The organism is Pseudomonas sp. 9.3L (assembly GCF_058536285.1).
Window position 1 is genome coordinate 112,238 of sequence record NZ_JBZUBK010000001.1, and the last position, 26,487, is coordinate 138,724.

General features: G+C 60.5%; 19 protein-coding genes. 17 read left to right on the top strand and 2 right to left on the bottom strand.

Annotated features, from left to right (window positions below; translation table 11 throughout):
• Positions 1 to 411: 411 nt before the first annotated feature.
• From AC4LE2_RS00535 to AC4LE2_RS00565, 7 genes are all read left to right on the top strand, one after another.
• Positions 412 to 8,340, top strand: a complete 7,929-nt coding sequence (locus AC4LE2_RS00535; protein WP_491823348.1) for a retention module-containing protein — start codon at positions 412 to 414, stop codon at positions 8,338 to 8,340.
• Positions 8,341 to 8,412: 72 nt separating this feature from the next.
• The gene (locus AC4LE2_RS00540; RefSeq protein WP_491823350.1) at positions 8,413 to 8,751 is read left to right on the top strand and encodes a tryptophan synthase subunit beta; all 339 of its coding nucleotides are present in this window, start codon (positions 8,413 to 8,415) and stop codon (positions 8,749 to 8,751) included.
• Between the two features lie 155 nt (positions 8,752 to 8,906).
• Positions 8,907 to 9,320 (top strand): MarR family winged helix-turn-helix transcriptional regulator, encoded by a 414-nt coding sequence (locus AC4LE2_RS00545; protein WP_491828013.1) that lies wholly within the window; start codon positions 8,907 to 8,909, stop codon positions 9,318 to 9,320.
• Entirely contained in the window at positions 9,317 to 11,398 is a 2,082-nt protein-coding gene (locus AC4LE2_RS00550) for an FUSC family protein (protein ID WP_491828014.1), read from the top strand. The genes AC4LE2_RS00545 and AC4LE2_RS00550 overlap by 4 nt, the downstream gene beginning before the upstream one ends.
• Positions 11,395 to 11,604 (top strand): DUF1656 domain-containing protein, encoded by a 210-nt coding sequence (locus AC4LE2_RS00555; protein WP_491823352.1) that lies wholly within the window; start codon positions 11,395 to 11,397, stop codon positions 11,602 to 11,604. Before AC4LE2_RS00550 ends, AC4LE2_RS00555 begins: the two co-directional genes overlap by 4 nt.
• Positions 11,601 to 12,503, top strand: coding sequence for an efflux RND transporter periplasmic adaptor subunit (locus AC4LE2_RS00560; RefSeq protein ID WP_491823354.1), 903 nt, complete (start codon positions 11,601 to 11,603; stop codon positions 12,501 to 12,503). The genes AC4LE2_RS00555 and AC4LE2_RS00560 overlap by 4 nt, the downstream gene beginning before the upstream one ends.
• Positions 12,500 to 13,945: an efflux transporter outer membrane subunit gene (locus AC4LE2_RS00565; RefSeq protein ID WP_491823355.1), complete on the top strand. Its 1,446-nt coding sequence runs from the start codon at positions 12,500 to 12,502 to the stop codon at positions 13,943 to 13,945. Before AC4LE2_RS00560 ends, AC4LE2_RS00565 begins: the two co-directional genes overlap by 4 nt.
• Positions 13,946 to 13,956: 11 nt before the next feature.
• On the opposite strand, the gene AC4LE2_RS00570 is transcribed toward AC4LE2_RS00565, so the two are convergent.
• Positions 13,957 to 15,498, bottom strand: a complete 1,542-nt coding sequence (locus AC4LE2_RS00570) for a GTPase family protein (protein WP_491823357.1) — start codon at positions 15,496 to 15,498, stop codon at positions 13,957 to 13,959.
• Between the two features lie 343 nt (positions 15,499 to 15,841).
• Positions 15,842 to 16,933 carry a YcjF family protein gene (locus AC4LE2_RS00575; RefSeq protein WP_491823359.1) on the bottom strand — a complete coding sequence of 364 codons (1,092 nt, stop codon included), beginning with the start codon at positions 16,931 to 16,933 and terminating at the stop codon, positions 15,842 to 15,844.
• A gap of 169 nt (positions 16,934 to 17,102) precedes the next feature.
• Here AC4LE2_RS00575 and cydP point away from each other — a divergent pair, with 169 nt between their 5' ends.
• The 10 genes from cydP to AC4LE2_RS00625 all read left to right on the top strand — a co-directional run bounded on the left by cydP (position 17,103) and on the right by AC4LE2_RS00625 (position 26,442).
• A complete protein-coding gene (cydP, locus tag AC4LE2_RS00580; protein WP_491823361.1) occupies positions 17,103 to 17,300 on the top strand; it encodes a cytochrome oxidase putative small subunit CydP in 198 nt (65 codons plus the stop codon).
• Entirely contained in the window at positions 17,297 to 18,907 is a 1,611-nt protein-coding gene (locus AC4LE2_RS00585; protein ID WP_491823362.1) for a cytochrome ubiquinol oxidase subunit I, read from the top strand. The genes cydP and AC4LE2_RS00585 overlap by 4 nt, the downstream gene beginning before the upstream one ends.
• Positions 18,908 to 18,917: 10 nt before the next feature.
• Complete coding sequence (cydB, locus tag AC4LE2_RS00590; protein ID WP_491823363.1) at positions 18,918 to 20,060, top strand: cytochrome d ubiquinol oxidase subunit II; 1,143 nt, start codon at positions 18,918 to 18,920, stop codon at positions 20,058 to 20,060.
• Between the two features lie 11 nt (positions 20,061 to 20,071).
• Positions 20,072 to 20,188, top strand: a complete 117-nt coding sequence (gene cydX / locus AC4LE2_RS00595) for a cytochrome bd-I oxidase subunit CydX (RefSeq protein WP_491823364.1) — start codon at positions 20,072 to 20,074, stop codon at positions 20,186 to 20,188.
• On the top strand, positions 20,178 to 20,468 hold the full coding sequence (locus tag AC4LE2_RS00600) for a cyd operon YbgE family protein (RefSeq protein ID WP_491823365.1): 291 nt from the start codon (positions 20,178 to 20,180) through the stop codon (positions 20,466 to 20,468). Before cydX ends, AC4LE2_RS00600 begins: the two co-directional genes overlap by 11 nt.
• A 310-nt stretch (positions 20,469 to 20,778) precedes the next feature.
• Positions 20,779 to 21,864 (top strand): beta family protein, encoded by a 1,086-nt coding sequence (locus tag AC4LE2_RS00605; protein ID WP_491823367.1) that lies wholly within the window; start codon positions 20,779 to 20,781, stop codon positions 21,862 to 21,864.
• 158 nt (positions 21,865 to 22,022) lie between these two features.
• Positions 22,023 to 23,495, top strand: a complete 1,473-nt coding sequence (locus tag AC4LE2_RS00610; RefSeq protein WP_491823369.1) for a YdgA family protein — start codon at positions 22,023 to 22,025, stop codon at positions 23,493 to 23,495.
• Between the two features lie 119 nt (positions 23,496 to 23,614).
• Positions 23,615 to 24,739 (top strand): alkene reductase, encoded by a 1,125-nt coding sequence (locus tag AC4LE2_RS00615; RefSeq protein WP_491823371.1) that lies wholly within the window; start codon positions 23,615 to 23,617, stop codon positions 24,737 to 24,739.
• A gap of 54 nt (positions 24,740 to 24,793) precedes the next feature.
• Positions 24,794 to 25,117, top strand: coding sequence for an ArsR/SmtB family transcription factor (locus tag AC4LE2_RS00620; RefSeq protein WP_491823373.1), 324 nt, complete (start codon positions 24,794 to 24,796; stop codon positions 25,115 to 25,117).
• Between the two features lie 32 nt (positions 25,118 to 25,149).
• Entirely contained in the window at positions 25,150 to 26,442 is a 1,293-nt protein-coding gene (locus tag AC4LE2_RS00625; RefSeq protein ID WP_491823375.1) for a cation:proton antiporter, read from the top strand.
• The last annotated feature ends 45 nt before the right edge of the window (positions 26,443 to 26,487 follow it).

The following is a 26,487-nucleotide window of genomic DNA, read 5'->3' on the forward strand; positions in this document are numbered from 1 at the left end:
TTTTCGTGCGGGCGGCCGACCTTATTCGCGATAAGTACAGCCCGTTACGCTTTGCCCAGAAATCGAGTTGCAGCGGCCGACGTTTTTATAAAGACCTTAATAAACAGTGACTAAGGCTAAAGCGTGTGTGTAAGAAATGTTATCGCCAAAAATAATGAAGTTGCACTGATGTGTGGTGAAACGAGGGTAGGACAGGCCAATCCTCTGAAAGTGCGATATCAATGTGACATTATTGAGAAGATTGTTTAGGATGCCGGCCATTACGTCAATGGCGATCCAATAGCCAATCTCCTACACGTATGCCATATTAATGGCGTCAATTAATTAAGGTTCCCGCTCCCCTCGGAAGTGTCAGGGCTTCTCCTGCCAGTCGTAAGGAAGCGCCCAAATCGGTAACTCCGGAGAAGTCACATGAGCAGTGTCGTCGCCATCGTTAAAAGCGTCGTTGGCCAGGTTGTTGCGGTGTCGCCGGAGGGTACTCGCCGAGTGCTGATCGAGGGAGACCGGCTGTTCGCAGGCGACACTTTGGACACGGGGGTTGCCGGGGCTGTGACACTGAGCCTCAACGATGGTCGTTCGATGGACATTGGTCGCGACACCCAATGGAGCGCGAGTACCCCTGGCGTTGTTCAAACCGTGGGCGATAGCGTTAATCGGGCACCCTCGGTAGCCGAGCTGCAAACCGCCATCGTCGCTGGCGCCGACCCCACTACCCAACTTGAGCCCACCGCTGCTGGCAATACGGTAGACACGGGGGCTTCCGATGGTGGCAGCCATAGCTTCGTAATGCTCGAAGAGGCCGGTGGCGAAGTCGACCCCACGGTTGGTTTCGAAACAGCAGGCGCTAACAGCCGAGACGGCCTAACCGCCGAACAGTCCGCGCCTACAAACAGCGCAACGGTGATAGGCAGCGATAGCGCCACCATCGCGGAAGACGGCGTCGCCACCGGTAACGTATTGAGCAATGACCGGGATGCCAACGGCGCCCTTAGCGTAGCCAGCTACACCATTACTGGGGTAGCGGGTACGTTCGCCGCTGGGCAAGCCGCAACCATTGCTGGCATAGGCACCCTCAGTATCGCGGCCGACGGCGATTATACGTTCACCCCCGATGCCAACTGGAACGGCACCGTCCCGCAGATTTCGTACACCACCAATACCGGTGCGACCGGATCATTGGACATCGTCGTCAACCCCGTCAATGACATCCCGGTCATTACTACTGCCGACGCTGCCAGTACGGCAGGCGTACTTGAAGACGCCTCTGTCTCTGGCCGCCTGACCGCTACTGACGTCGATGCCGGCGCGGTACTGACGTTCAGCCCGGCCGCCAACCAGCCTGCTGTGCCTGGCTTTACATTAAGCGCCGATGGCAGTTGGACCCTGGACGCGAGCAATGCGGCGTACCAGCACATGGAAGCCGGTGCTACCCAAGTCATCGCTATCCAATACGTGGTTACCGATGAGCAGGGCGCGATCAGCGAGAGCAGAACGCTAACCCTGACCGTGACCGGCACCAACGACACGCCGATCATCACCACCACTGCTGCCAACAGCGTGGTAGGGGTAAACGAAGATGCTCAAGTGGCTGGCCGGCTTACTGCCAGCGACGTCGACGACAATGCCCAACTCACCTTCAGCACGGTCATTAACCAGCCCTCCGTGCCAGGTTTCACCCTGAACGCGGATGGCAGTTGGACGCTGGACGCCAGCAACGCGGCCTACCAGCACCTTGCACAGGGTCAGCAGCAAACCTTTGCTGTGCAGTACGTGGTGACCGACGAGCACGGCGCAGTCAGCGAAAGCAACACCCTGACCTTGACCGTTACCGGTACCAATGACGTGCCTGTCATCACAGTGCCCGTGGGGGGTATTGGGAGCATTGGATCGGGCACCGCCGCGGGTATCTACGAAGACGCCCGCATCTCCGGCAAGCTTGTAGCCGGCGATGTGGATGACGGCGCCCGGCTTACTTTCAGTACGGTTAGCACGACGCCCGTGCCCGGGTTTTCCCTCAAGCCCGACGGCAGCTGGGCCCTGGATGCCAGCGATGCGGCGTACCAGCACCTGGCAGTAGGGGCTGCACAGGTAGTGAAGGTCGACTACGTAGTAACCGATGAAAACGGCGGGGTAAGTGCAGCTAAAACCCTGGCCATCACGATTATTGGCACCAATGATACCCCGGTCATTACGACGTCCAGCGCCGACAGTACCGCCGCAGTGCGAGAGGACGCCCAAGTCACGGGCACAGTGTCCGCCACGGATGTGGACGACGGCGCCCGATTGACCTTCAGCACCGCGCAGGGCCAGCCCGCAGTGCCCGGCTTCACGCTCAACAAGGACGGTAGCTGGACGCTGGATGCCAGTAACGTGGCGTACCAGTCGCTGGCAGCCGGCGACACCCAGACCTTCAAGATTCAGTACGTTGTCACCGACGATCACAGGGCAACCAGCGAAAGCAAAACCCTCACGCTGACGGTCACCGGTACCGATGATGCCAGCGTGCTGCGCGCCGACACCGCAACCATCAACGAAGATGCCTCGGCTACCGGCAACCTGCTGAACAACGACAGCGACGTCGACAATACTCTGAGCATCCGTACCATCGCCGTTGGCGGTACGACCTATGCCGCAGGCACCGAAGCTGACCTTGGCATCGGCAAGCTGACCGTTGCCACCGACGGCAGCTACAGCTTCATTCCGAACGCGCAGTGGTCGGGTGCGGTGCCGCAGGTGACGTACACCACCAACACCGGTGCTACCAGTACGCTGGATATCACCGTCACGCCGGTCGCCGACGCTCCCCTGCTAGCGGTGCCTACCGATAGTCATGGTGCAGAAGACACTCACATCAAGCTGGGCGACATCAAGGTGTCGCTGGTCGATACTGACGGCTCCGAAACCCTCAAGACCACGCTGTCAGGGGTGCCCGACGGCGCCGTGCTCACAGACGGCGCGGGTCATGGCTTTGCAGGTACTGCCAGTAATGGCCAGGTAGACATCAGCGGTTGGGACCTCTCTACCTTGAGCATCACCCCGGCCCAGAATTATAGCGGTACGCTTACCCTGATCGTAACGGCTACGGCCACTGAGGCGGCCACCGGCGGCAGCGCCACCAGCACCGCCACGCTCAACGTGAATGTAGTACCCGTCGCCGATGCAGCCGTAAGGGTCGAGTCCCGTGGCGTGATCGGTGACGAAGACACCAGCATCGCCTTGGGTACTGTGGCCCGCTACACCGACACTGACGGCTCGGAAATTCACTCCACCATCATCAGCGGCGTTCCGCAGGGCGCGACCCTGACAGATGGCACCCACAGCTACACCGCAGAGAAGGGCGGTGATGGCCGCGTGGACGTAAGCGACTGGAACCTGAGCGCGATCAGCTTCAGCGCTGCCAAGGACGCCAGCGGCACCTACACATTGACCGTGACCGGCACCTCCATCGAGCTGGCCAACGGCAGCTCAGCGCAAACCAGCGGCAACATTGTGGTCACTGTGAATCCGGTGACCGACATCCCAACCCTTGAGCTGGCTGGCCAGAACGCGTCGGGTGGCAGCGCCAGCGGCCTGGAAGACCAACCGATTCTGTTGCCGGTAATCAAAGCGGCCAATACGGACGTGGATGGCTCCGAAACCCTGACCGTTAAAATCGATAACCTGCCGCAAGGCGCCGTGCTGACCGATGGCACCAAGGAGCACGTTGTAAAAGTCGGTGCCAACGGCACCGTGGATGTCACCGATTGGAACCTGGCTAACGTTACGTTCACCGCCCCGGCCAATGCCAATGGCGACTACACGCTGGTGGTAACCGCCACAGCCAAAGATGGCAGCGCGGCGCCCGAGAGCGTGAGCCAGAATCTGGTGGTGCACGTGGCCGCCGTGAACGACGCGCCGGAAGTTGCCAACAGCCTGATCCGGGGCCTTGAAGACACACCGGTCAGCGTTACGCTCAATGGCTCGGACATCGATGGTCATGTGGACCATTTCACCATCACCTCGCTACCCGCCAATGGCGTGCTGCTGCGTGACGCCAATGACCCCACTAGCATCATGAACGTGGGCGACACCGTTATGGCTGTTGGCAATAGCGCCACTCTGACCTTCGTGCCAAGCCCGGACTGGAACGGCACCACTCGGGTGATCTATACCGCGATCGATGATAAAGGCGCCGCCAGCACGAGCGTTGCCACCGAAATTATCAACATCGCGCCCGACAACGATGCACCGGTCATCACCCACCAGGACGGCCGTACCGAAACCAATGACTTCGGCAACGCCTTCATCGAAACCCCGGACGTAGGCGAAAAAGCCCATGCTGGCCAAGGCGAAGCGCTCATCGCCTGGGACTTCAAACTCACTGACGCAGACAGCCTGATCAAAAGCGCCACCGTGGTGCTTGCCAACGCCTTCCCAGGCGACAGCCTGGCGGTCAAGACCGGCGATACCGGGATCGTAGCCACGATCACCAATGCCCTGGATGCCAGCGGCAAGGGCACCATTACCATTAGCCTGAGCGGCAAGGCGACCCCGGCCCAGTACGAAACGGTAATTCGCAACATCACCTTCGACAATAATTCGCAAAACCCGGACTTCCCGACCCGTAACCTCAGCATCAAGGTCACCGACGACAACGGCGCCAGCACGACCGCCACCTCCCATATTGCCGTGATTCCTGAGAACGACGCCCCGGTGGTCAAAGGCGCGCCCGTTACCTTCACCGAAGGCGACCCGGCCGTCTCCATCGTCAACGGCTTGAACATCACCGATATCGACAATACTACCTTGTCCAAGGCGGTGGTCACCGTCAGCGGCCTGGGCGCGGGCGACCATTTGGCCTTCACGGGCAGCCTGCCCACCGGCGTGACCTTGATTACGGGCGACGTGGTGAACGGCTCCCAGACCTTCACCTTGAGCGGCACCGCGACCCTGGAGAGCTATCAGGCGCTGGTGAGCGCCATCCAGTTCTCCAACGGCAGCGAGGCGCCTGTGGAAGGCGTACGGAACGTGTCCATCGCGCTGACCGATGTCGGTGGTCTGGACCTGGCCCGTGCCCCGGCAGCAACCACCACCTACACCAGCACCTTGCAGGTGAGTGTGCTTAACGACGCGCCGGTCATCACCCATGAAGACGGCCGCACCGAGACCGATCACTTCGGCAATACCTTCCTCGAAACCCCGGACGTAGGCGAAAAAGCCCGCCCGGGCCAGGGCGAAGCCATCATCGCTCGGGACTTCAAGCTCACCGACGTGGACAGCCTGATCAAAAGCGCCACGGTCGTGCTCACCAATGCCTTCCAGGGTGACAGCCTGGCGGTCAAGACCGGCAACACCGGGATCGTGGCCACGATCACCAACGCCGTGGACGCCAGCGGCAAGGGCACCATTACCATCAGTTTGAGCGGCAACGCGACCCCGGCTCAGTACGAGACGGTGATCCGCAATATCACCTACGACAACAACTCGCAAAACCCTGACGCCACCACCCGTAACATCAGCATCAAGGTCACCGACGACAGCGGCGCAAGCGCTACGGCCACGTCGCTCATCGGCGTGATCCCGGAGAACGACGCCCCGGTGGTAAAAGGCACGCCTGTGACCTTCACCGAAGGTGATCGGCCGGTGTCTATCGTTAATAGCCTGAAAGTCACTGACGTGGACAACACTACACTGACCAAGGCAGTGGTCACCGTCAGTGGCCTGGGTGCGGGCGATCACCTCGCCTTCACTGGAAGCCTGCCCACCGGCGTTACCCTGGTGGTAGGCGACGTAGTAAACGGCGCGCAGACCTTCACCCTGAAAGGCACCGCGACCCTGGAGAAATACCAGGCCTTGGTGAGCGCCATTCAGTTCTCCAACAGCAGCGATGCGCCAGTTGAAGGCGCACGGAACGTCTCGGTCGCGCTGACCGATGCCGGTGGCCTCGACGTTGCGCGTGCCCCGGCCGTAACCACCACCTACGCCAGTACCTTGCAGGTGAACCCGGTCAATGATGCGCCTATTGCCGCCACGGGCACCGCGACCACGGCGGAAGACACCGGGGTTGTGCTGAAGTGGGCCAACTTCGCCGTCTCGGATGTGGACAACAGCCCAGACAGCTTGAGCGTTCACATCACCGCCCCGGCCGCAGGCCAGGGGGCGTTGCAGTACCGCAGTGGCGATACCTGGGTCACCCTGGAAGCGAATTCCACGCTGGTCATCGGGCAGCCTGCCATCGAGGCTGGCGCCCTGAAGTTCACGCCTTACCAGGACGCCTCGGGCATCGTCAGCCTGGTATATAAAGCGTTCGATGGCAGCGCCTTGAGCGACAGCGCCACGCTCAACATCAACGTGACGCCGGTAGCCGACACGTCGACGCTCACCGTCACGGGCAATACCGTTGCCGCCGAGAACGGCGCGACGACCCTCAAGCTGGTCGCTGGCACCACGGACACCGACCATTCAGAAACCGCGTCGGTGACCAAGGTCAGCAGCATCCCGGTGGGCGCGACCTTGTCCGATGGCAGTGGCCACAGTTTCACCGCAACCGCGAGCGTCACCGAAGTAAATGTCAGCCAGTGGAACATGAACACGCTGACCTACACCCCAGCGGCGTACCACAACGGCACGGACACCTTGAAGGTGACCACGACCTCCGTGGACGGTACGTCTACCCTGGACACTGTGACCAACCTGCCCATCACCGTGACGCCAGCGGTGTACGACCACCAGAACGGCAACGCCGGTGATGGCAGCGTAACCGGCACCACGGCCAACGACATCATTGCCGGGGACGTGGCCGGTACTCAGTTGGTAAAAGGCCAAAACTACAACATCGCGTTCATTGTGGACACTTCGGGCAGCATGGGCAGCAAAGCGGTGTCAGACGCCATCGCCTCGCTGACCAAGGCCTTCAACAGCCTCAAGAACAGTGTGTCCAGTGAAGGCGCGGGTACGGTGAACCTGTTCCTGGTGGACTTCGACACCACGGCCAACAAGTCAGTAAGCGTGAACCTCGCAGACAGCGATGCCCTGGCCAAGCTGTCTGCCGTGCTCAACAGCATGACCAATGGCGGCAATACCAACTACGAAGACGCGTTCAAGGTGACCGCCAACTTCTTCGAAAGCACGATGGCGGTCAACAATGCCAATGCCGCCAACATGACCTATTTCATTACCGACGGCGAACCCAACACTTACCAGAAGGGCGAAACCGACCCGCTGATCTACTCGGATGGCACCAAGGCGGTGTACCTGGACAACTTGGTCAACGTGAACAACTACACGATCAAGTCTGGCACGGTCATCACTGAGGTGATCGGCGGCCAGGCGCGCACGGTGGTAGATGCCTCGGGTCAGGTGTACCAGTGGAACCACAGCGATACCGATGGCTGGACATCTACGGCCCTGGGCACTATTCATGCTCAAGGGGACGGCACGTATGAAGTGTCGACCCTCGATAACAGCGAAGCCAGCGGTAGTGCCAGCGACGCCAAGGTCTCGACCGAGCAGGCAGGCCAGGCATTCAACCAGCTGCACGAGGTAAGCCAGAGCATCGATGCGATTGGCATGAAGTCGTCCATTACCGCTGAGAAGCTGCTGCCCTACGACACCGATGGCAAGGTACAGGCTGATGTCGACCCGTCGAATCTTTCAGATGCGATCCTGGGCCATTACGAGTCGATTCCGGCGGGTGCCGACACGATTTCCGGCGGTGCGGGCAACGACATTCTCTTCGGCGATGCCATCGTGCTGGGCAATAACCAGGAAGGCGTAGAGGCGCTGCGCGCTTACGTGGCTGACCTGACCAAGGCCAGTGCGGTAACAGACTCGGCACTGCACCAGTACATCACCGAGCATTCAACCGACATCGCCAAGCTGACCGGTGGCGGCTCGGGCGGCGCAGACCTGATCTCTGGCGATGATGGCAATGACATCATCTTCGGCCAGGGTGGCAATGACATCCTCAATGGCGGCGCGGGCAACGACATTCTGTTCGGCGGTATCGGCGATAACAGCCTGACCGGTGGTACTGGCGCTGACACCTTCATGTTCGTGAAAGGCGACGCGGGTAACAGCACCATCACCGACTTCAGCCTGGACCAGGGTGACGTGATTGACCTGAGCGATCTGCTTCCAGGCCATGGCGACGACCTGACCCAGTACCTGCAAGTCGGTACCGCCAGCGATGGCACCGCCGCCTTGTTGGTGAGTAGTGCGGGCAAACTCAGTGCTAACGCACCCGCAGAGGCTAACGCATCGGCGGCAGACGTCAGCATTAAGATGACGGGTATCGGTTACGATGCCCTCAAGAGCCTGGTGGCAGGCGCCGATGCCCATATCAAGGTGGATCACGCCTGATGCCCTTGGTCCGGTGATGACCTATGCTCATCGCCGGGCCAAGGGCCTAACGTCAAACACGAGGGTTCACAGATGTTTTATGTCGAGCGCAACGCCGAAGGCCGCCTGTTGAGGGTCCAGCCATCGGAGTTTGCCGGTTATACCGAAACCCTGGCTGCCGACCACTTGGATATCCAGGGCTGGTTCAGCAGCGAGGCGGTGGAGCACAGCCTCAAGCACTTGCAGCAAAGCGACCTGGACATGATCCGGGTGCTGGATGACCTTATCCAGTTGCTGACCAGCAAAGGCACTATTCGCATTACCGACCTGCCTGCCGCCGCGCAAGCCAAGCTGATAGAGCGCAACCAGGCGCGTGAAGCGCTCGGCGGCCTTACGCGGCTGATCAACGATGAAGAAACCGGGCTCATTTGAGCCCGTTTTTCTGTCTGCGCTGGCCACTTATCACCCTGGCCAGTTGTAACTATTGACTACAAACGTACCTTGATCGAGTATTGATAGTTAGCAACCTATCAAATAGCGCATCCGTGAAAAACCTCGACACGCTCCAGCTCAATATCAGCAGCGGTATGGTCGTGGCAGCCCGCCATTGGCGGCGCATCTGCCAGACCACCTTGGCCAATTACGGCATCTCTGAGGCCTGCGCAGTCCCTTTACTGGCGATCGTGCGGCTGGGTGATGGCGTGCGGCAAGTCACCGTCGCCCAGGCTTCCGGCCTGGAAAGCCCTTCACTGGTGCGCCTGCTGGACCAGCTCTGCGCCCAAGGCTTTGTGCAGCGTACCGAAGATACGACCGACCGCCGTGCCAAGGCCCTGAACCTGACGGCGCAGGGCCGTGCGCTGGCGGAGGCCATTGAAGGCGAGTTGGTCCGCCTGCGCCGCGAAGTGCTGAAAAATGTTGACAAGGCCGACCTGGAAGCTGCCCTGCGTGTGGTGCGGGCGTTCGAGGACGCAGGGCAGGGGTCCGCTGTATGGGCTTCGTGAAGGGGTTTTTCAGCGACCTGCCTCCTAAGCAAGACTGGTGGTACGGGGTGCGTACCTTTGCGGCCTCCATGTTGGCGTTGTACGTGGCCCTGAAGCTTGAAATGCCACGGCCGTATTGGGCCATGGCCACGGTGTATATCGTCTCCAGCCCTTACGTTGGGCCTACCAGCTCCAAGGCGGTTTACCGTTTTCTGGGCACGCTGCTCGGGGCCAGCGCAGCGGTGCTGCTGGTGCCGCTGTTCGTGCAGGTGCCCATGCTGTTGGCGGTGGTGGTCGCACTCTGGACCGGCACGCTGTTGTTTCTGTCGCTGCACCTGCGTACCGCCAACTTCTATGCCCTGATGTTAGCCGGCTACACCATGCCAATGATTGCGCTGCCGGTGGTGGACAACCCTTCGGCCGTGTTCGATGTAGCCTCGGCACGTACCCAGGAAATTTTCATCGGTATCGTCTGTGCTGCGTTGGTAGGGGCCATTTTCTGGCCGCGTCGCCTGGCACCGGTAGTGGCGGGCGCGCTGGACAAATGGTTCAACGAAGCCAGTGCCTATAACCTTCGCTACCTGGCACGCACTGTCAGCGCAGACGACGTAGGCCCGCTACGCGCATCCATGGTCGTGACGTTCAATTCGCTGGAGCAGATGATCGGCCAGTTGTCCCACGAAGGCGCTACGCCTCAGAGCGTTCGTAACCGCAAGGAGCTGCGCGGGCGAATGATCCACCTGCTGCCTACCATCGATGCCCTGGACGATGCCTTGGTTGCAGTGGAGCGGCGAACACCTGAGTTCAGCGCACAGCTGCTACCGGTACTGGAGCACGCCCAGCAATGGCTGGCGGCCACGGCGCAAGCACCGAGCCAAGCCGCATGGCAGGCCTTGCACCAGCATATAGACCAGGCCCGGCCAAGCCTTGACGCCTTGAGCGACCGGCACCAACTGCTGTTGGCGAATGCCTTGTACCGGCTGGAGGAGTGGGTCGACCTCTGGCAAGACTGCCGCACCTTGCATATGGCGATCCGCACTGAACAGCGGCCGCCATGGAAGGCCGTTTACCGCCACTGGCGCCTGGGCCGCCTCACCCCATTCCTTGATCGTGGGTTAATGCTGTATTCGGCGCTGTCCTCGGTGACCGCCATCATGGCGGCTTCTGCCATCTGGATATGGACAGGCTGGGCAGACGGCGCCAGCGCGGTGATCCTGGCTGCGGTGTCCTGTAGCTTTTTCGCCGCCATGGATGACCCCGCCCCGCAGATTTATCGGTTTTTCTTCTGGACCTGCGTGTCTGTCGTGTTGTCAGGGCTGTACCTGTTTCTGGTGCTGCCTAACCTGCATGACTTCGCCATGTTGGTTCTGGCCTTCGCGGTGCCATTTATCTGGATAGGCGCACTCACGGTACAGCCCAAGTTCTACTTGGGAACCCTGCTCACCATCGTCAACAGCTCAACCTTCATTAGCATCCAAAGCCAGTACGACGCCGACTTCATGAGCTTCATCAATGGCAATATCGCCGGCCCTGCGGGGCTGCTGTTCGCGTTCTGCTGGACCTTGGTGGTGCGCCCGTTCGGCACTGAAGCTGCGGCGCGTCGGCTGACGCGTTTTGGCTGGGAAGACATCACGCGCCTGGGCACGCCGGGTACGTTGAAAGCGCACCGGCACATGGCCGTGCGGTTGTTGGACCGGCTGATGCAGTTGATGCCGCGCCTTGCGCAGGCAGGGCATGACACCGGTGGTGCACTGCGTGATGTGCGGGTAGCCCTCAACTTGCTGGACATCCTGGCCTACGGCCGCCGGGTGGACGCCAGCGCGCAGGCCTTGCTGCAACAGGTGGTCAGTGAAGTGGCAGCTCACTTCGGTGCCTGCCTCAAGGCCGGCGAGCGCTTGCCTGCTCCCCTGAACACCCTCAAAACCATGGACCGTGCCCGACGCGCGCTCAATGGCTGCCTGGACGTCGACGCTTGCCCGCACCTGCTGTTGGCGCTAAGCGGGCTGCGCCTGGCTCTGCTACCCGGTACCGAAGTAGTACTGGAAGGCGACGTGGTGGAGGAGCAACCTCCCTATGGCATCGATGGAGCCCCTCTGTGATTGGTGAACTGGATATCGGCGGTATTTTCCTGCCCACCCTGCTAGGGATCATGGCCATCGCCTATGGGTTGTTTCTGGTGGTGCACGCAGTGCTCAACCGGCTGCACTTCTATCGCCTGGTGTGGCATCGGGCCCTGTTCAACGTTGCCCTCTATACCGTACTCCTTGGTGCGGTCGACGTATTTTGCAGAAGCCTAATGAAATGAAAAAACCCTTACTAACGTTTGGTCGCCTGTTACTGACCCTGATCGTGGTCGCGCTCGCTGCCGTATTGGTGTGGCGCATGGTGATGTACTACATGTTCGCGCCCTGGACCCGAGACGGGCATATCCGCGCTGACATCGTGCAAATTGCGCCTGACGTGTCCGGGCTGATTCAACAGGTGACGGTGCGCGACAACCAGGCCGTCAAGCGTGGTGATGTGCTCTTTACCATCGACCAGGACCGCTTCCGCCTGGCCTTGCGCCAGGCGCAGGCTGGTTATGCCGACCGCAAAGAAACCCTGGCCCAGGCGCAGCGGGAGAACAGGCGCAACCGGGGCCTGGGTAACTTGGTAGCCAAAGAGCAATTGGAAGAGAGCCAGTCCCGTGAAGCCCGTGCCCAAACCGCCCTGCTTGAAGCTCAGGTGGCGGTGGACGCTGCTCAACTCAACCTGGACCGCTCGGTGATTCGTAGCCCGGTGAACGGCTTTGTGAACGACCGCGCCCCTCGCGAGCACGAGTTCGTCAGTGCAGGCCACCCGGTGTTATCCGTTGTCGATGCGGACTCCTATCACATTGACGGGTATTTCGAGGAAACCAAGCTGCCGCATATCCATATCGGCCAGGCCGTGGACATTCGGGTAATGGGCGACAGCCTGCGCCTGGACGGTCATGTACAAAGCATTTCAGCGGGTATCGAAGACCGCGACCGTACCAGCGGTAGCAACCTGTTGCCCAACGTTAACCCGGCCTTTAGCTGGGTTCGGTTGGCACAGCGCATTCCAGTGCGGATAGCTTTTGACCAGATACCGGCGGACTTCCGCATGATCGCCGGGCGAACGGCTACTGTCTCTCTGCTGGAGGACGAGGTGCCAGGCGCGCGCGAGGAAGGGGCACGGCAATGAGTACAGCGCTGCGTGCCCTATTGTTGGCCGCCGTGGTGAGCCTGGCGGCCTGCCAGACCGTGGGCCCGGATTACCAACTGCCGGGCAATGCCGCCCTCAAGCGGCCGGACCTTCAAGGCCCCTTGGGCGAGGGCAATGCCGACGTGGTATCCGCACCGGTGCCCGCCAATTGGTGGCAGCTCTACTATGACCCTCGGTTGGACCAATTGGTGCACGAAGCCCTGGCATCCAATACGGACCTGCGGGTAGCCGCCGCCAACATCGCCCGTGCCAGCTTTCAGACTGAGCAGGCACAGGCTGAGGGCGGCTTTGGCGCCAGCGTGAGCGCCGAAGCCCAACGGTTACAGGAATCCGGCCAAGCCTTTTTGCTCAGCGAGAAAGTGCCGGTAGGTAACATTGGCGCCGTGCAGATCAAGACTTCGTACCAGTTTGACCTCTGGGGCACCCTCAAGCGCGGCGTAGAAGCGGCCAACGCCAACGCCGATGCGGCCCAGGCGGCTGCCGATACCGCGCGCATCACCGTAGTGGCCGATGTGGTCCGCGCCTATGCACAGGTGTGTGCCGCCAACGAGGAACGCAACATCGCCCTGCGCTCGCTTGAGTTGCAGCAGCAAGGCGTCAACCTGGCCCAGCGCCTGCGTGACGCGGGGCGTGGCGATGAAACCCAGGTTACGCGTACCCAGACGCAGTTCAAATCGTTACGCTCGGAGCTGCCTCGCTTCCAGGCTGCCCGTGCTGCCGGGCTGTATCGGTTGTCCATGCTGTTGGCCCGCCCGGTGGAACACTTGCCCGCAGGCGTCGGGGAGTGCGCCGAGCTGCCTCATGTGGCGCAGGTGTTGCCGGTAGGTAATGGCGCCAGCCTGCTCAAGCGCCGGCCTGATGTGCGTCGGGCCGAGCGCCAATTGGCCGCTGCGACCGCGCGCATCGGCGTAGCGACTGGCCAGCTGTATCCCGACATCAGCATCGGTGCCACCGTAGGCACCGTGGGGTTGCTGGAAGACTTAGGCACCCCGGTGACCAACCGCTGGGGCTTCGGGCCGTTGGTGAGCTGGACCTTGCCCACCAACGGCGCCCGTGCCCGCATCAGCGAGGCAGAGGCCGCTACCCAAGGCGCCCTGGCGAGTTTCGATGGCACGGTGCTCAATGCTGTGCGGGAAGTGCAGACCACCTTGGCCCGCTATGCCGCGGCCCTTGAGCGCCGGGATGCCTTGGCCGACGCCGAACGCTCCGCCCAGGAGGCCGCCGATCAATCCCACCGGTTTTACCTGGCGGGGCGTCAGTCCTTTCTGGAAGACCTCCAGGCGACCCGCACCTACACCAACACTCGGGCGCAGCTGGCCGAGGCCAATACTCAAGTGGCCATGCAGCAAATCGACCTGTTCCTGGCGTTGGGCGGTGGCTGGGAGCGCACCCCTGAAGGAGCAGGCAAGGCACGCGAATGAACTGAGCCTGCCTAGCGCAACAAACTGAACGCGCCTTTCATGCCTTGCTTGATGCGCTCCATCTCGCGGCTCACCGAGAACGATCCCGCTTCGCGGCGACGGCGGTTCAGTTGCACGTTCACCGCTTTTGCATAAAGTGCTTGCAAGCGGGCTTGCAGGGCGTCCAGGCCGAAAGCCGGCTGGCCCACCGGGAGTGCCACGGTAATCAGCTCCGGCAGGTTTAATACTTCGCTGTTGTAAGCGCTGGCGTCACGCACTGCGCGGGCTGCCTTACTCGTGTCGTCCAGGGCAAACGCTGCAGGCCAGTTACCGGTAGGTAGCAAGCGATCCGCCTGCGTTATTACTCCTAAGAGGGCAGGGGGTTCATGGTTGAGGTGTTCTGGCCGGGCAAACCACAGGGTGAGCTTTTCCCGGAATTGCCGGTCCAGGGCTCGCGCGGGTTGGTTGGCCTTCAGCGCCCAGATCAGCAGGTCGCATTCTCTTGCCTCCTTGAACACCAAAGCGTCCACCGCCTCGCTGCCATCCAGGCCTGGCAGGTCTACCAAGCGGAGGTTAGGTGCGCCTTCAATGGCACATTCATAGACCGCAATGCCGTCGGTTGCAGGCAGGGCGCTGACCTCGGCATTGAGGCTGCCCGTGAGGGCATTGATCAGGGAAGACTTCCCCGCACCCACTTGGCCCACCAAGCACACCCGCACAGGGTCCAACGGCGGCGCCTTGCGTTCTTCATCCAACGCCGTGGTGCGCCCTTGTTGCAGTGAGTCGTCGTCTACGCGGAAGTGCCCGCCATACAGGTCGATGGCGGCGCGCAGCACCTCCACGAGCAGCAGGTATTTCAGTCGGTTTTGCAGCTCGTCGCTCAAGCCGTTGAACACTTCCCCCCGAATCTGCGTCAGCGCCTCGGCCACTAGGCCCTGAGGAGAGATCAGGCGGGCCGCCCTATACAGGTTGAATGCTTTGCGCGCCACCGGCCCATAGCGTTCAACCTGGTCGTTGAGGCTCATCAGTGTTGACAGACGCACGTGCTCCACGCCAGGGACATGGGCCTTGAGCACGCGTCGGTAGCGTCGGCTGACCTGCTCCACGATGGTCAACAGCTCGGGCGCGGTAAAGGCCCAGTGGGCGCGGTCTGACTGCTCGCTGTAGCGCGCCGCGACCAGGCGCACCACGGCCAGGCCGGTGTCAGGTAGCTCATGCCAAGAGAAGCCTGCCGCCACTCGTTCACGCAACTCGGGGATCAACGCCTGTTGCACCTCGCGGTCTTGGGCCCGCCAATAGCCGGGGGTACGGGGGGCAGCTTCCAGGGCTTCCTGCACCGCCGGCCCAACCCGCTTGCCAAAGCGCCGCCGTGCCAGCACTAACCCCAGGCTGGTGAGCAGGGTGCAGCCTAGCAGGGTAAAGATCAGGTGCAGGATGTACCCGTCGCGGACCACTGCAAACAGCCCAAAACCGGCCAACACCAGCACAGGCAGCACCACCGACAGCAGGGCGTAAGGCACCACGCGGTCTGAGAGGCGGGCGAGGGCGGCCAGGCCGCTAACGGTTCTTTTCATCAGTGCTACCGGAGGGCTGTGTGTAGGTAGGGCATCTTACAGGCCCGTAACAGTCATTCAGACGATACACCTCATTAGGGATCGGCAGGCTACTGCTCAACCGACGGCTTTTATTACTTTGAGGTTAGGTTCTGTACGAAAAGGTTTGGAGCGAAGGTCAGGCCGGGCCTCGCGGGCAAGGCAAAAACCGGCGAGGAAGCGGAGTTTACTGGTCGTAAATGAGCACTCCGAGCCGGTTTTTAACGCAGCATCACCGAGTGCCAATACTTTACGTACAGAGCCTTAGGCTCTTCTGAAGGCGTCGCCTTAACGGCGTCAGCGCTATTGCGGAGCCGCATCGCCATCAGCGCGGGTGCCGGCCACTTCGCTCAAGCGCCTGTTTGTAACGAGCACGAAGCTCGTCGACGGTAATGGGCTCGCCATGGGACAGTCGATAGAAATACATGCAGGCCGCTCGCCCAAGGGCATAGGTAAAACCGTAGCTGGCCGCCGCAGCGGATGCGCTGCCTAATGTTTGGCCCACCACAGGTATCAGCTTCATCACCTGGCGTAGGCCCAGGCGCGAGGCATAGTGCACACCTACCCCGGTCCCCAGCGCGGCGCCGAATTCGGCCAGTAGCCGGCGGTTGTAGGTCAATCCGTACTGGTTGGCCAGGCTATGAAGCATTTTCAATTGCAGGCCCGGTACCGCTACTAGCCCTACCGCAGGCAACGCATCCGCTGCGCCTGCCGCGCTCGCGTACCACATCACCTCCTTTTTCAAGCGCTGAAAATTACGCTCTTCCACATCTGCGTGGCCGCGTCGGTCGAACAGCTCAGTGATGATGGGCAAGCGCTCACCGAGTTTTTCCGTGAGGGCGTGCACCCCATAGGGCTCATCGTCTGCGCCTACGAAATCCACAGGCACGCTAGCGACCTTGCCCCACACCTGCTCCACCTGCTGCTGGTTGAGCGCGATACAGCGTTGGCGCTCTGCAGAGTCTGCCAACTGCAGCACACCGGTGTGCACCAGCAGGATCTCGCGAATCTTCCCCGCCCTACGAATCTGCTTGAGGGCATTGAGCACCTGGGATTGCTCGGGGTCTTCGGCCTTCATCACCACGATCAGCGCATGGCTGTGCTGCTCGCACTGGGCCAGGTCCGCGCTGGCGTCATAGTCTGCTTCAGCCAGCCCTCGCGTATCGAGAAACGCCATGAGCGGTTTATCGGTGGGGTAGGCGTAACGAGAGGACGTTAGGGTGCACGGCCGAAAGCCCGCGCCCACGGCCACCTGATCGAGCCCGGTGAGGGCCCGCACCAACGATGATTTTCCCGCGCCGGTCTTGCCCAGTAGCCACAGCGTTGGCAAGTGTTCGGCGCTGCGCTGGAAGGCGGTTTCCAGTGCCGCATTGGTTTCAGGGTTGAGCGTTCGTGACAAGCGGTCGAGCAAGCTCATGAAGTGTCTTCCGAAAGGCAATGAGGGTTAGGCCTGCTGTGTAAGGAATAGATCCTCGGACTAACGCTGCGGCACCCTGACGCAGCGGTGTGAGACGTAAAAATTGACTTGGGTCAAGGTGAACGAAACGGCGCCGCGCAAAATGCTGGCACCCACACGAGTATCGACCATGGCCGCGCATTTCGATTTTCTCAACAAGCCTCTGGCAAAGGAAATCGCTGTGATTCTGCTGATCAAGCTGGTCTTGCTCATGGGTATCCGCAGCCTCTGGTTCGAAGCGGCGGATCCGGTCAAGGACGACGGCGCCAAGGTCGGCCAGCATCTGCTCGGCCCAGTTCCACTCTCTCCCGAGAAGCCTCAACAATGATTAGCGAATCGGTTGTCGATCTCTCCCGGCTACAGTTTGCCATGACGGCGCTGTACCACTTTCTGTTCGTGCCGCTCACCTTAGGCATGACGTTCCTGCTCGCCATCATGGAATCGGTCTATGTGATGACCGGCAAGCAGGTCTATAAGGACATGACCCAGTTCTGGGGCAAATTGTTCGGTATCAACTTTGCGCTTGGGGTTACTACCGGGCTGACTATGGAGTTCCAGTTCGGCACCAACTGGGCGTATTACAGCCACTACGTGGGCGACATCTTTGGTGCGCCTCTGGCCATTGAAGGGCTGATGGCGTTCTTCCTGGAATCCACTTTCATCGGCTTGTTCTTCTTCGGCTGGGACAGGCTCTCCAAGCGCCAACACTTGGCCGTGACCTGGTTGGTGGCACTGGGCTCCAACCTCTCAGCGTTGTGGATTCTCATCGCCAACGGCTGGATGCAGAACCCAGTAGGGGCGACATTTAACTTCACCACCATGCGCATGGAGCTGGACAGCTTCTCGGCCTTGGTCTTCAACCCGGTGGCTCAGGTAAAGTTCGTGCACACCGTCGCCTCTGGCTACGTGACCGGTGCCGTATTCGTACTCGCGATCTCCAGCTTCTACCTGCTCAAAGGCCGCGACGTGGCGTTCGCGCGCCGCTCGTTTGCCATTGCCTCGGCGTTTGGCATGGCCTCGATCCTGTCAGTGATCGTGCTGGGCGATGAGTCTGGTTACGAGATCGGTGACGTACAAAAAACCAAGCTGGCCGCCATCGAGGCGGAATGGGAAACCGAACCCGCGCCCGCCGCGTTCACCTTGTTCGGCATCCCGAACCAAGCCGAACAGCGCACGGACTATGCCGTGAAGATCCCTTACGTGATGGGCATCATCGCCACCCGCTCGCTGGACACCCCGGTGACAGGTATCAAGGACTTGGTGATCCAACACGAAGAGCGTATCCGCAATGGCATGGTTGCCTACAGCCTATTGGGCCAATTGCGCGCGGGCGACCATAGCGAAGCCACGCGAAACGCCTTCAATGCCGTCAGTGGCGACCTGGGCTACGGGCTGCTGCTCAAGAAGTACACCGACAAGGTGGTAGACGCCAGCGACGAGCAGGTCAAGCGCGCGGCGCTGGATTCCATCCCTGGCGTTGCGTCGATTTTCTGGACGTTCCGCCTGATGGTGCTCAGCGGCGTCCTGATGCTGGCGTTGTTCATCTGCGCCTTCTGGGCGTCGGCACGCAAGGTGGAGCACCGCAAGCGGTGGTTACTCAAGTGGGCTTTGTTCAGCCTGCCGCTGCCTTGGGTTGCCACCCAGACCGGGTGGTACGTGGCCGAGCATGGTCGGCAGCCGTGGTCCATCGGTGAGGTACTGCCAACCCATTTGTCAGCCTCTACGCTAGCGGCCTCGGATGTCTGGGGTTCGTTGCTTGCCCTGGTAGCGTTCTATACCGTGCTGCTGATTATCGAGATGTACCTGATGATCAAATTTGCACGCCTTGGGCCTAGCAGCCTGCACACCGGCCGCTATCACTTCGAACGCGAACCGCTGACCGCTGAGCCGCACCCTGTGCACGCCGTGGCCGCGCCTGCTCCTGTCATCGCCTGAGGACATCACCATGCTGGATTATCAAACACTGAAACTGTTGTGGTGGGTGCTGGTAGGCGTGTTGTTGATCGGCTTTGCCGTAGCCGATGGGTTCGACCTGGGCGCCATGCTGCTGATGCCCTTAGTGGGGCGTAACGACCGTGAGCGGCGCGTGGTTATCAACAGCATTGCCCCGCACTGGGACGGCAACCAGGTGTGGTTGATCACCGCAGGCGGCGCACTGTTCGCCGCATGGCCGCTGGTGTATTCGGCGGCGTTCTCGGGCTTCTACTGGGCGCTACTGCTGGTGTTGTTTGCGCTGTTCGTGCGGCCAGTGGGCTTCGATTACCGCAGCAAGCTGACCCATGCCCGCTGGCGCAGCACTTGGGACTGGGGCTTGTGGGTGGGCGCCCTTGTGCCATCACTGGTCTTTGGCGTGGCGTTCGGCAACTTGTTGCTGGGCGTGCCTTTCCGCTTCGACGACACCTTGCGCGCCAGCTACCACGGGACCTTCTGGCAATTGTTAAGCCCCTTCGGCCTGCTGGCCGGCCTGGTGAGCCTGGCCATGCTCGCGGCCCATGGTGGCAGTTGGTTGATGATTCGCACCGACGGCCCTATCGCGGAGCGGGCACGGCGTGCCGTGATGGGCTTTGCCCTACTCTACCTCTTGGCATTCATCGGCGCGGGGGCATGGCTGGCCGTCGGTAGTATCTCGGGGCTGGTGCTGGAGGATGGTCTGGATCTGGGCGCGGCCATCAACCCGCTCACCAAGGCCGTACACCTGGGTAACCTCGGCTGGATGGCCAACTATCAAGCACACCCCTACACCGCGTTGGCGCCGCTTCTCGCTGTGCTAGGTGCCCTGGTCGCGATGCTGTCGGCGGCCTTTAGGCGCGGTGGCCTGGCGTTTCTCGGGACCGCGTTGAGTATCGTCGGCACCCTTTGTACGGCCGGCTTTGCGCTGTTCCCCTTCGTGATGCCCTCCAGTATCGACCCCATATCCAGCCTCACGGTGTGGGACGCGGTATCCAGCCGTACCACCCTGGGCATCATGACCGTGGCCGCTGGCCTGTTCGTACCCATCATCCTGGCCTACACCCTGTGGTGCTACTGGAAGCTCTGGGGCAAGGTCACGCCAGCGCACATCGATCTCAACCCTCACAGCCTGTACTAAGGAGCCCCGTCATGTGGTATTTCGCCTGGATATTGGGTGTATTGCTGGCCTGTAGCTTTGGCATCATCAACGCGCTGTGGCTTGAGGGCGCCAACTGCCTGGGCGAGGAGGGGGGCCATGACCGCTGAAGTGCTGGCACGTGGCCTGGGCAGTGGGCCCAGCCGTTCGGTATCGCTCATCCTTGCAGCGCCCCTCAGCCTGATCATGCTGCTACACCCCTTGGCCCTATTAGGTGCAGACGGCGGCTACAGCCACGGCGTGTTAGCGCTAGTCATGTGGGGCTTGAGCGCAGGTTTCGTGCATGGCTTGGGGTTCGACCCGCGCGCCCTGGTGTGGCGCTGGCTGTTCAGCCCTTTGCTGGCATGGCCGCTGATGCTGCTGGGGTATGGGTTGTTGATGCCTGATTAGCTAGGCTGATGTTGTGGGTAGGTGATCAAACGGCCTTGCGTGGCGAGAGGTGACTTTGATCATTTCTTTAGTAAAGCGCCTACAAGAGTACATACGATGCGCCTCACGTTGAGCAGCCAGGCATTCAGTCAGGATATCAATAGAGCGCAAGCCATATGCACAAAACGTAATACCCGCGCACCGTCTACGGCGGGCGTTTCCGGGGTATGGTTCGTCTTTCCTACAGAAACTTAAGCCCTCGCCTCGTTCTGAGCAGCAGGGGCAGGCCCGTATAGTCCTGGCTGAATTCGCAAGGAAGGATGCCAGGGCAATGTTCGATCACCGTCAGTACGTGCCTGTACTGAAATGGCGCCACGGGGAATATCTCGCCCTGGCGCATATCAGCGACGTATTACGGCAACGCATCACCCCGTTGCTGGAAATACCCGCCGAGGCCTGGGACTACGAAAACGAGCGGCCGCAAAAGAGCATCGATGAGCACATTGGGCGGTTCGGTGAGCGCTTGATGGCCACCTGGGGCAGCCTCCCCTGTTTCGTGGACTCCTGCTACCTGCCGCCCGATGCGCTCTGCGCCGACGGTACTCACCATGTCGATCGGCTGCTGGAGCTGGCTGCCGTAGCGGGGTGCATGGCCTTGCCAGTCACCGGCCTGGCCCGCCATTACCAATACCAGGCTGCCATCGCGCGCGTTGCAAGGCGGCATGGCCGTGGCCTGTGCCTGCGCCTGATTACCGAGGACTTCGATCACCCTCAGCTCACCACCCAAGTGGGGGCCTTGCTGGCCTACATGGGCGTCGGGCCAGGGCAGGTGGACCTGCTGATCGACTTCAGCCAGCACGTGGCACGCAGTGCTGCCGCCCAGGCAGGCCATACCCAGGCGTTACTGTCCCAACTGCCGCAGTTGCACCAGTGGCGAAGCCTTACGCTCACCGGCACTTCGTTCCCCGCCTACGTCACTCCAGAAGACGACTGCCAGGGCGCCGTCGTGCGTCGCTATGAATGGCTCGCTTACAAGCGGCTGATTGGCCAACTCAAGGCCACCGACCGGCTTCCCTCATTCGGTGATTACACCATTGCCCACCCGCACACGGGGGTGCTGGACCCGCGCCTGTGCAACACCCCTGCCCACCTTGAATACACCGTTGCCGATGGTTGGCTTCGCCTGCATACCCATCCGCTGCGAGGCACCAACCCCCACGCCTACCGCTCACTGTGCCAACAGGTACAGCAGTCAGGGCAATTCGACGGTGGATATTTTTCTTGGGGCGATGACTGCCTTCATCAGTGCGCCGAGCATGGCGTGGCCACCAGTAGCCCCACGTTGTGGGCGGCTGTAGGCAATAACCACCACCTCACCCGCGTGGTGCTGGAGTTGGCGAATTTTCATGCCCGGTGAGGCCAAGGTGATCAATTTGAAACGGTCATCAGGCCACCGCTGGCACATTTGGCGTGCAACCTGTAGTAATGGCCGTCATTTTCCTTTGCCCTGCCAGTGCTTTTGTCAGGGCTTCACGAAAGGCTACGCGGCTTAGCCTGCAAGGAGCACTACCGTCCATGAGTAAAGCGTTTCCTCTCGCCGTTGGCGCCGTGGTCATTGTGGCCGCTGCCACCACCGGCATTGCCTGGTACACCGGCACCCAGGTCGAGCCCTTGCTGCGCCAGCAAGTCATCCAGGCTAATCAGCAGCTCAAAAGCACGCTGGCGGGTCAGCCTGTCACTGCAAAGGTGGAGCTCACAGGTTTCGAGCGCCGATTGTTCACCAGTACTGCTCACTTTGTGACCACTGTTCAAGGGTCGGGGATCGAGGCCGAACAGCCTCTGCACATCGATGCGGTGGCCGATATCGAACACGGGCCGTTTCCCTGGTCGCGCCTCAAGGCCTTGAAGCTGTTGCCCGCCATGGTGACTGCAAATCTTCATGTAGAAAGCAACGCCGCACTAGCGCAAATGCTAGGTACGCCTGAGGGCTCAACGCCACTGATCGCAAACACCACCGCTTTTTATGGCGGCGAGCTGGATAGCCGGTTCACGCTATTGCCTGGCCAATGGCAAGGCGCCAACGGCCTACTGCGGTACGCAGGGGCGGAGGGAACCGTTAGCAGTACCCAAGACGGTAAAAACATGGCACTCGATACCCGGATCGATGGCCTTGACTACACGATCGGCCTCCCTGGCGAACAGATGACCTGGCACGTCAAAGGCGTAAACATTCACACCGGCGGTATCAAAGGCGCGTCGGGCTTTTATCTTGGCAATAGCCAGGTGCAGGTCGAGCATCAGGCGTTCTCAGGGGCTGGCAGGCTGCCCTTGGAGGTGCAGAATTTCGCCATACTGGGCAGCCTTGAAGAGCTGAACGGCACACTAAAAGGGTCGATGGAATACCGTTTCGAGCAGGCGACCATCGGTGCCAAGCCTGTTGGCAGCGCGCAGATGCGTTGGCTGTTCAACAACCTGGACATCGCCGCCAGCCGTGAACTGGTCGCGTTCTATGAAAATGTCATTGCGCCACAGGCGTTGGCAGCGGCGCAGGCACAGCAGCCCTTTACACCGCAGTTCACGCCGCAACAACAGGCGCAATGGGAAGCCAGCCTGCGCCGTTTGTTGGCAGGCCGCCCGCATGTAGAGCTACAACCGCTGGGGCTTAAAACGACTAACGGCGAAAGCCACCTGAGTATTGTGCTGGACCTCACCCAGCCGGCCAACCCTAGCGTGCCGCCTACTTTACTGGCTGAGCAAACCATCGGAATGCTGGATGCCAAGCTAAGCCTGGCCAAAGGTACGATCCGCGATCTGGCCTCCCTGAAAGGTCAATTGGAAGGCCAAAGCGAGGCCACAGCGGTTAAAAACGCCGACGCGACTGCGACGCTGGTGGCAACCCTGGCGACGCTTCAAGGGCTGGCCAAGGTCGAGGAGAACAGCATGCTCGCCTCGTTGCATTACGAAGGTGGCATGGTGGACTTCAACGGCCAAAAGATGACCCTCGACGCGTTTGCGGCGTTCTTGATGAGTGCTACAGGGCAGAGGTGATGAAGGGTTAGCGGGGTAGCGGTGCTGCCCCGCTGCTAAAAAGCTCAATAAAAGTGCAAACACATATAAACATTCGAATGTTTTAATGTGTTCGCCTGTTTTCTTTTATTGAGTGTCACATGCCTTCCCATCCTCTGTTCGAACCCTTGTCGCTTGCAGGCTTTACCCTCAAAAACCGCATCGCGCTACCTCCCCTGACCCGTTCGCGCAGTGAGCAGCCAGGCGATATCCCCGGCCCTCTCATGGCCACCTACTACCGGCAGCGTGCCACCGCCGGGTTCATGGTTACCGAAGGTGCACAGATCGAGCCCAGGGGCCAGGGGTACGCCTGGACACCCGGCATCTATAGCGCTGAACAGGTGGCTGGTTGGCAGGAAGTGACCCGCGCCGTTCACGAAGAAGGCAGCATCATCTTTTGTCAGCTATGGCACGTGGGCCGGGTGTCTCATACCAGCTTGCAACCTGACCACCAGCCGCCTGTGGCGCCATCGGCCCTCGCCGCGACAGCCGTAAAGGTGTTTATCGAGACCAGCCCCGGCACGGGCGAATTGGCCGACCCAAGTGTGCCACGCGCCTTGAGCACCGAAGAGGTGAAAGCACTCGTGGAGCTGTACCGCGTTGCTGCAATGAATGCCAAAGCCGCAGGTTTCGATGGCGTAGAGCTGCATTCGGCAAATGGTTACCTGCTCAACCAGTTCATCTCCGAGCACGCCAATCATCGCACCGACGAATACGGCGGCTCGCTGGATAACCGGTTGCGTTTCCTGCGGGAAGTCACCCAGGCGGTGATCTCTGTTTTCGGTGCGCAGCGGGTAGGCGTGCGTTTTGCGCCGCTGTTCGAAACCACGCAGGAAGCCCGCGTGTACCTTGGCCTTGTAGAAAGCGATCCGCACGCGACCTACCTCCGTGCGGCAGCCATGCTCAATGAGTTGGGTATTGGCTATCTGTCTATCGCCGAGGCAGACTGGGACAACAGCCCTGAGCTGCCTGTGTCGTTCCGCAAAGCGCTGCGCGACACCTTCTCGAACCCCATCATGTACTCAGGCTGCTACACCGAGGAAAAGGCCAAACGTGTTCTGGCCGACGGCTATGGCGACCTGTTCGGCTTTGGCCGCACCTTTATCGCTAACCCAGACCTGCCACACCGGTTCAAGCACGGCCTGCCACTCAATTCGGTGGAGCCTGCCACGCTGTATGGCGGCGGTGCGCAGGGTTACATCGACTATCCCTTCAGTACGCCTTAAAATCACCCGTTCGACGGGCGGGGTTGTCCCGCCCTTTTGGGGGCTGAGACCACAATGGTGGAATTGAACGAGGCGTTGAAAGTACTTTCCAGCCCTACGCGGCGGGCAGTACTGACCTGGCTCAAACACCCTCATGCTTCCTTTGAGGGGTATACCCAGCTGTACGACTTCAGCGTCCACGGTGTATGCGCCAGCCTTATCCAAGACAAAGCCGGCCTCTCTCAGCCCGCCACCTCGCTCTGCCTGAAGGCCCTGCATGACCAAGGTTTCGTTACGGCCAGTAAAGTCGGCAAGTGGACCTACTACAAACGCAACGAAGCCCAGATAGAGACGGCCATGACGGGGCTGCTGTCGGACATTCAGGTGAGTTGCGGGTAGAAACGAACGCTTTTTACGGAGCATTTTTGTCAATGTTAGACACTGTCGCAGCGTTTCTGTGCATCACCGCCGTACTCGCGTTCCTCAACAGGCGTTACGTGGGGCTACCACCTGCCATTGGGGTGATGGGGATTGCCTTGGGGTTGTCGTTGATCAATATGATCAGTGATGCAATAGGGTTCCACGCCCTGCATGCCTACGAGCAGTCCTTCGTCGAGTCGATAGATTTTTCCGAGCTGCTGATGCAGGGCATGTTGTCGTTGTTGCTATTTGCAGGGGCTCTGCATGTCGACCTGTCGTTGTTGCGGGCCTACAGGTGGCCGGTCGCAGGCCTGGCGGTCGTCGGAACCACGCTATCTACGCTGATTATCGGCTTTGGCCTATGGGGGCTACTGTCCTTAACTACGTTGGAGCTACCGCTGCCATACTGCCTTGTATTCGGCGCATTGATCTCACCCACCGACCCTATTGCAGTCATGGGTATTCTTAGATCCGCCGGTGCGCCCGACAACCTTGAGCTGGTGATCTCTGGGGAGTCTTTATTCAACGATGGTGTAAGCGTTGTGTTGTTTTCACTGATCGTGGGCATGATCGCCAGCGGTGCAGCCCCGTCAGGTTTAGGTGCAGCACGGCTGCTCGTCGAAGAGGCTGGGGGCGGTGCACTTATAGGGGGGCTGATCGGGTATGTCACCTACCGGATGCTCAAGAGCATCGACAGTTATCAGGAAGAGGTACTTATCACGCTGGCAGCCGTATTGGGTGGCTATGCCCTGGCGACGCACTTGGGCGTTTCCGGGCCGTTGGCAATGGTGGTCATGGGCTTGATCATTGGCAACCAAGGCCGCTCCTATGCAATGTCTGAGCAAACTGAAAAAAACCTCGACATGTTTTGGGAGTTAATAGACGAAATTCTCAATGCGGTCCTGTTTGTTTTGATAGGTCTCGAAATAGTATTGATACCCTTCTCCGGCACGCTGGTTGCGACAGCGTCGTTGGTAATTCTGTTAACGCTTTTGGCCCGCCTGCTTACGGTTGGCATGCCTGTAGCGCTCTTTCAACGGCGTATTGGGTTGCCTAAAGGGGCCTGGGGTGTATTGACGTGGGGAGGCTTACGCGGAGGAATATCAGTAGCCTTGGCACTCTCCTTGCCCATAGGCGATGCACGTGATGTGGTGGTTTCGCTCACCTATTGCGTAGTGGTGTTCTCTATCCTTGTGCAGGGCATGTCCATCGGTAAGCTGATCAAGCGCGTCATACCCTGCGATAACACACAAACTGCCGCAAGCGCGGGTGCGGGCCTGCCGCAGGCGAATCATCCTTCTTGATTGGCCTGCGGTAAGGTCGCTTAGGCACAGCGTCTGTGATGGCTG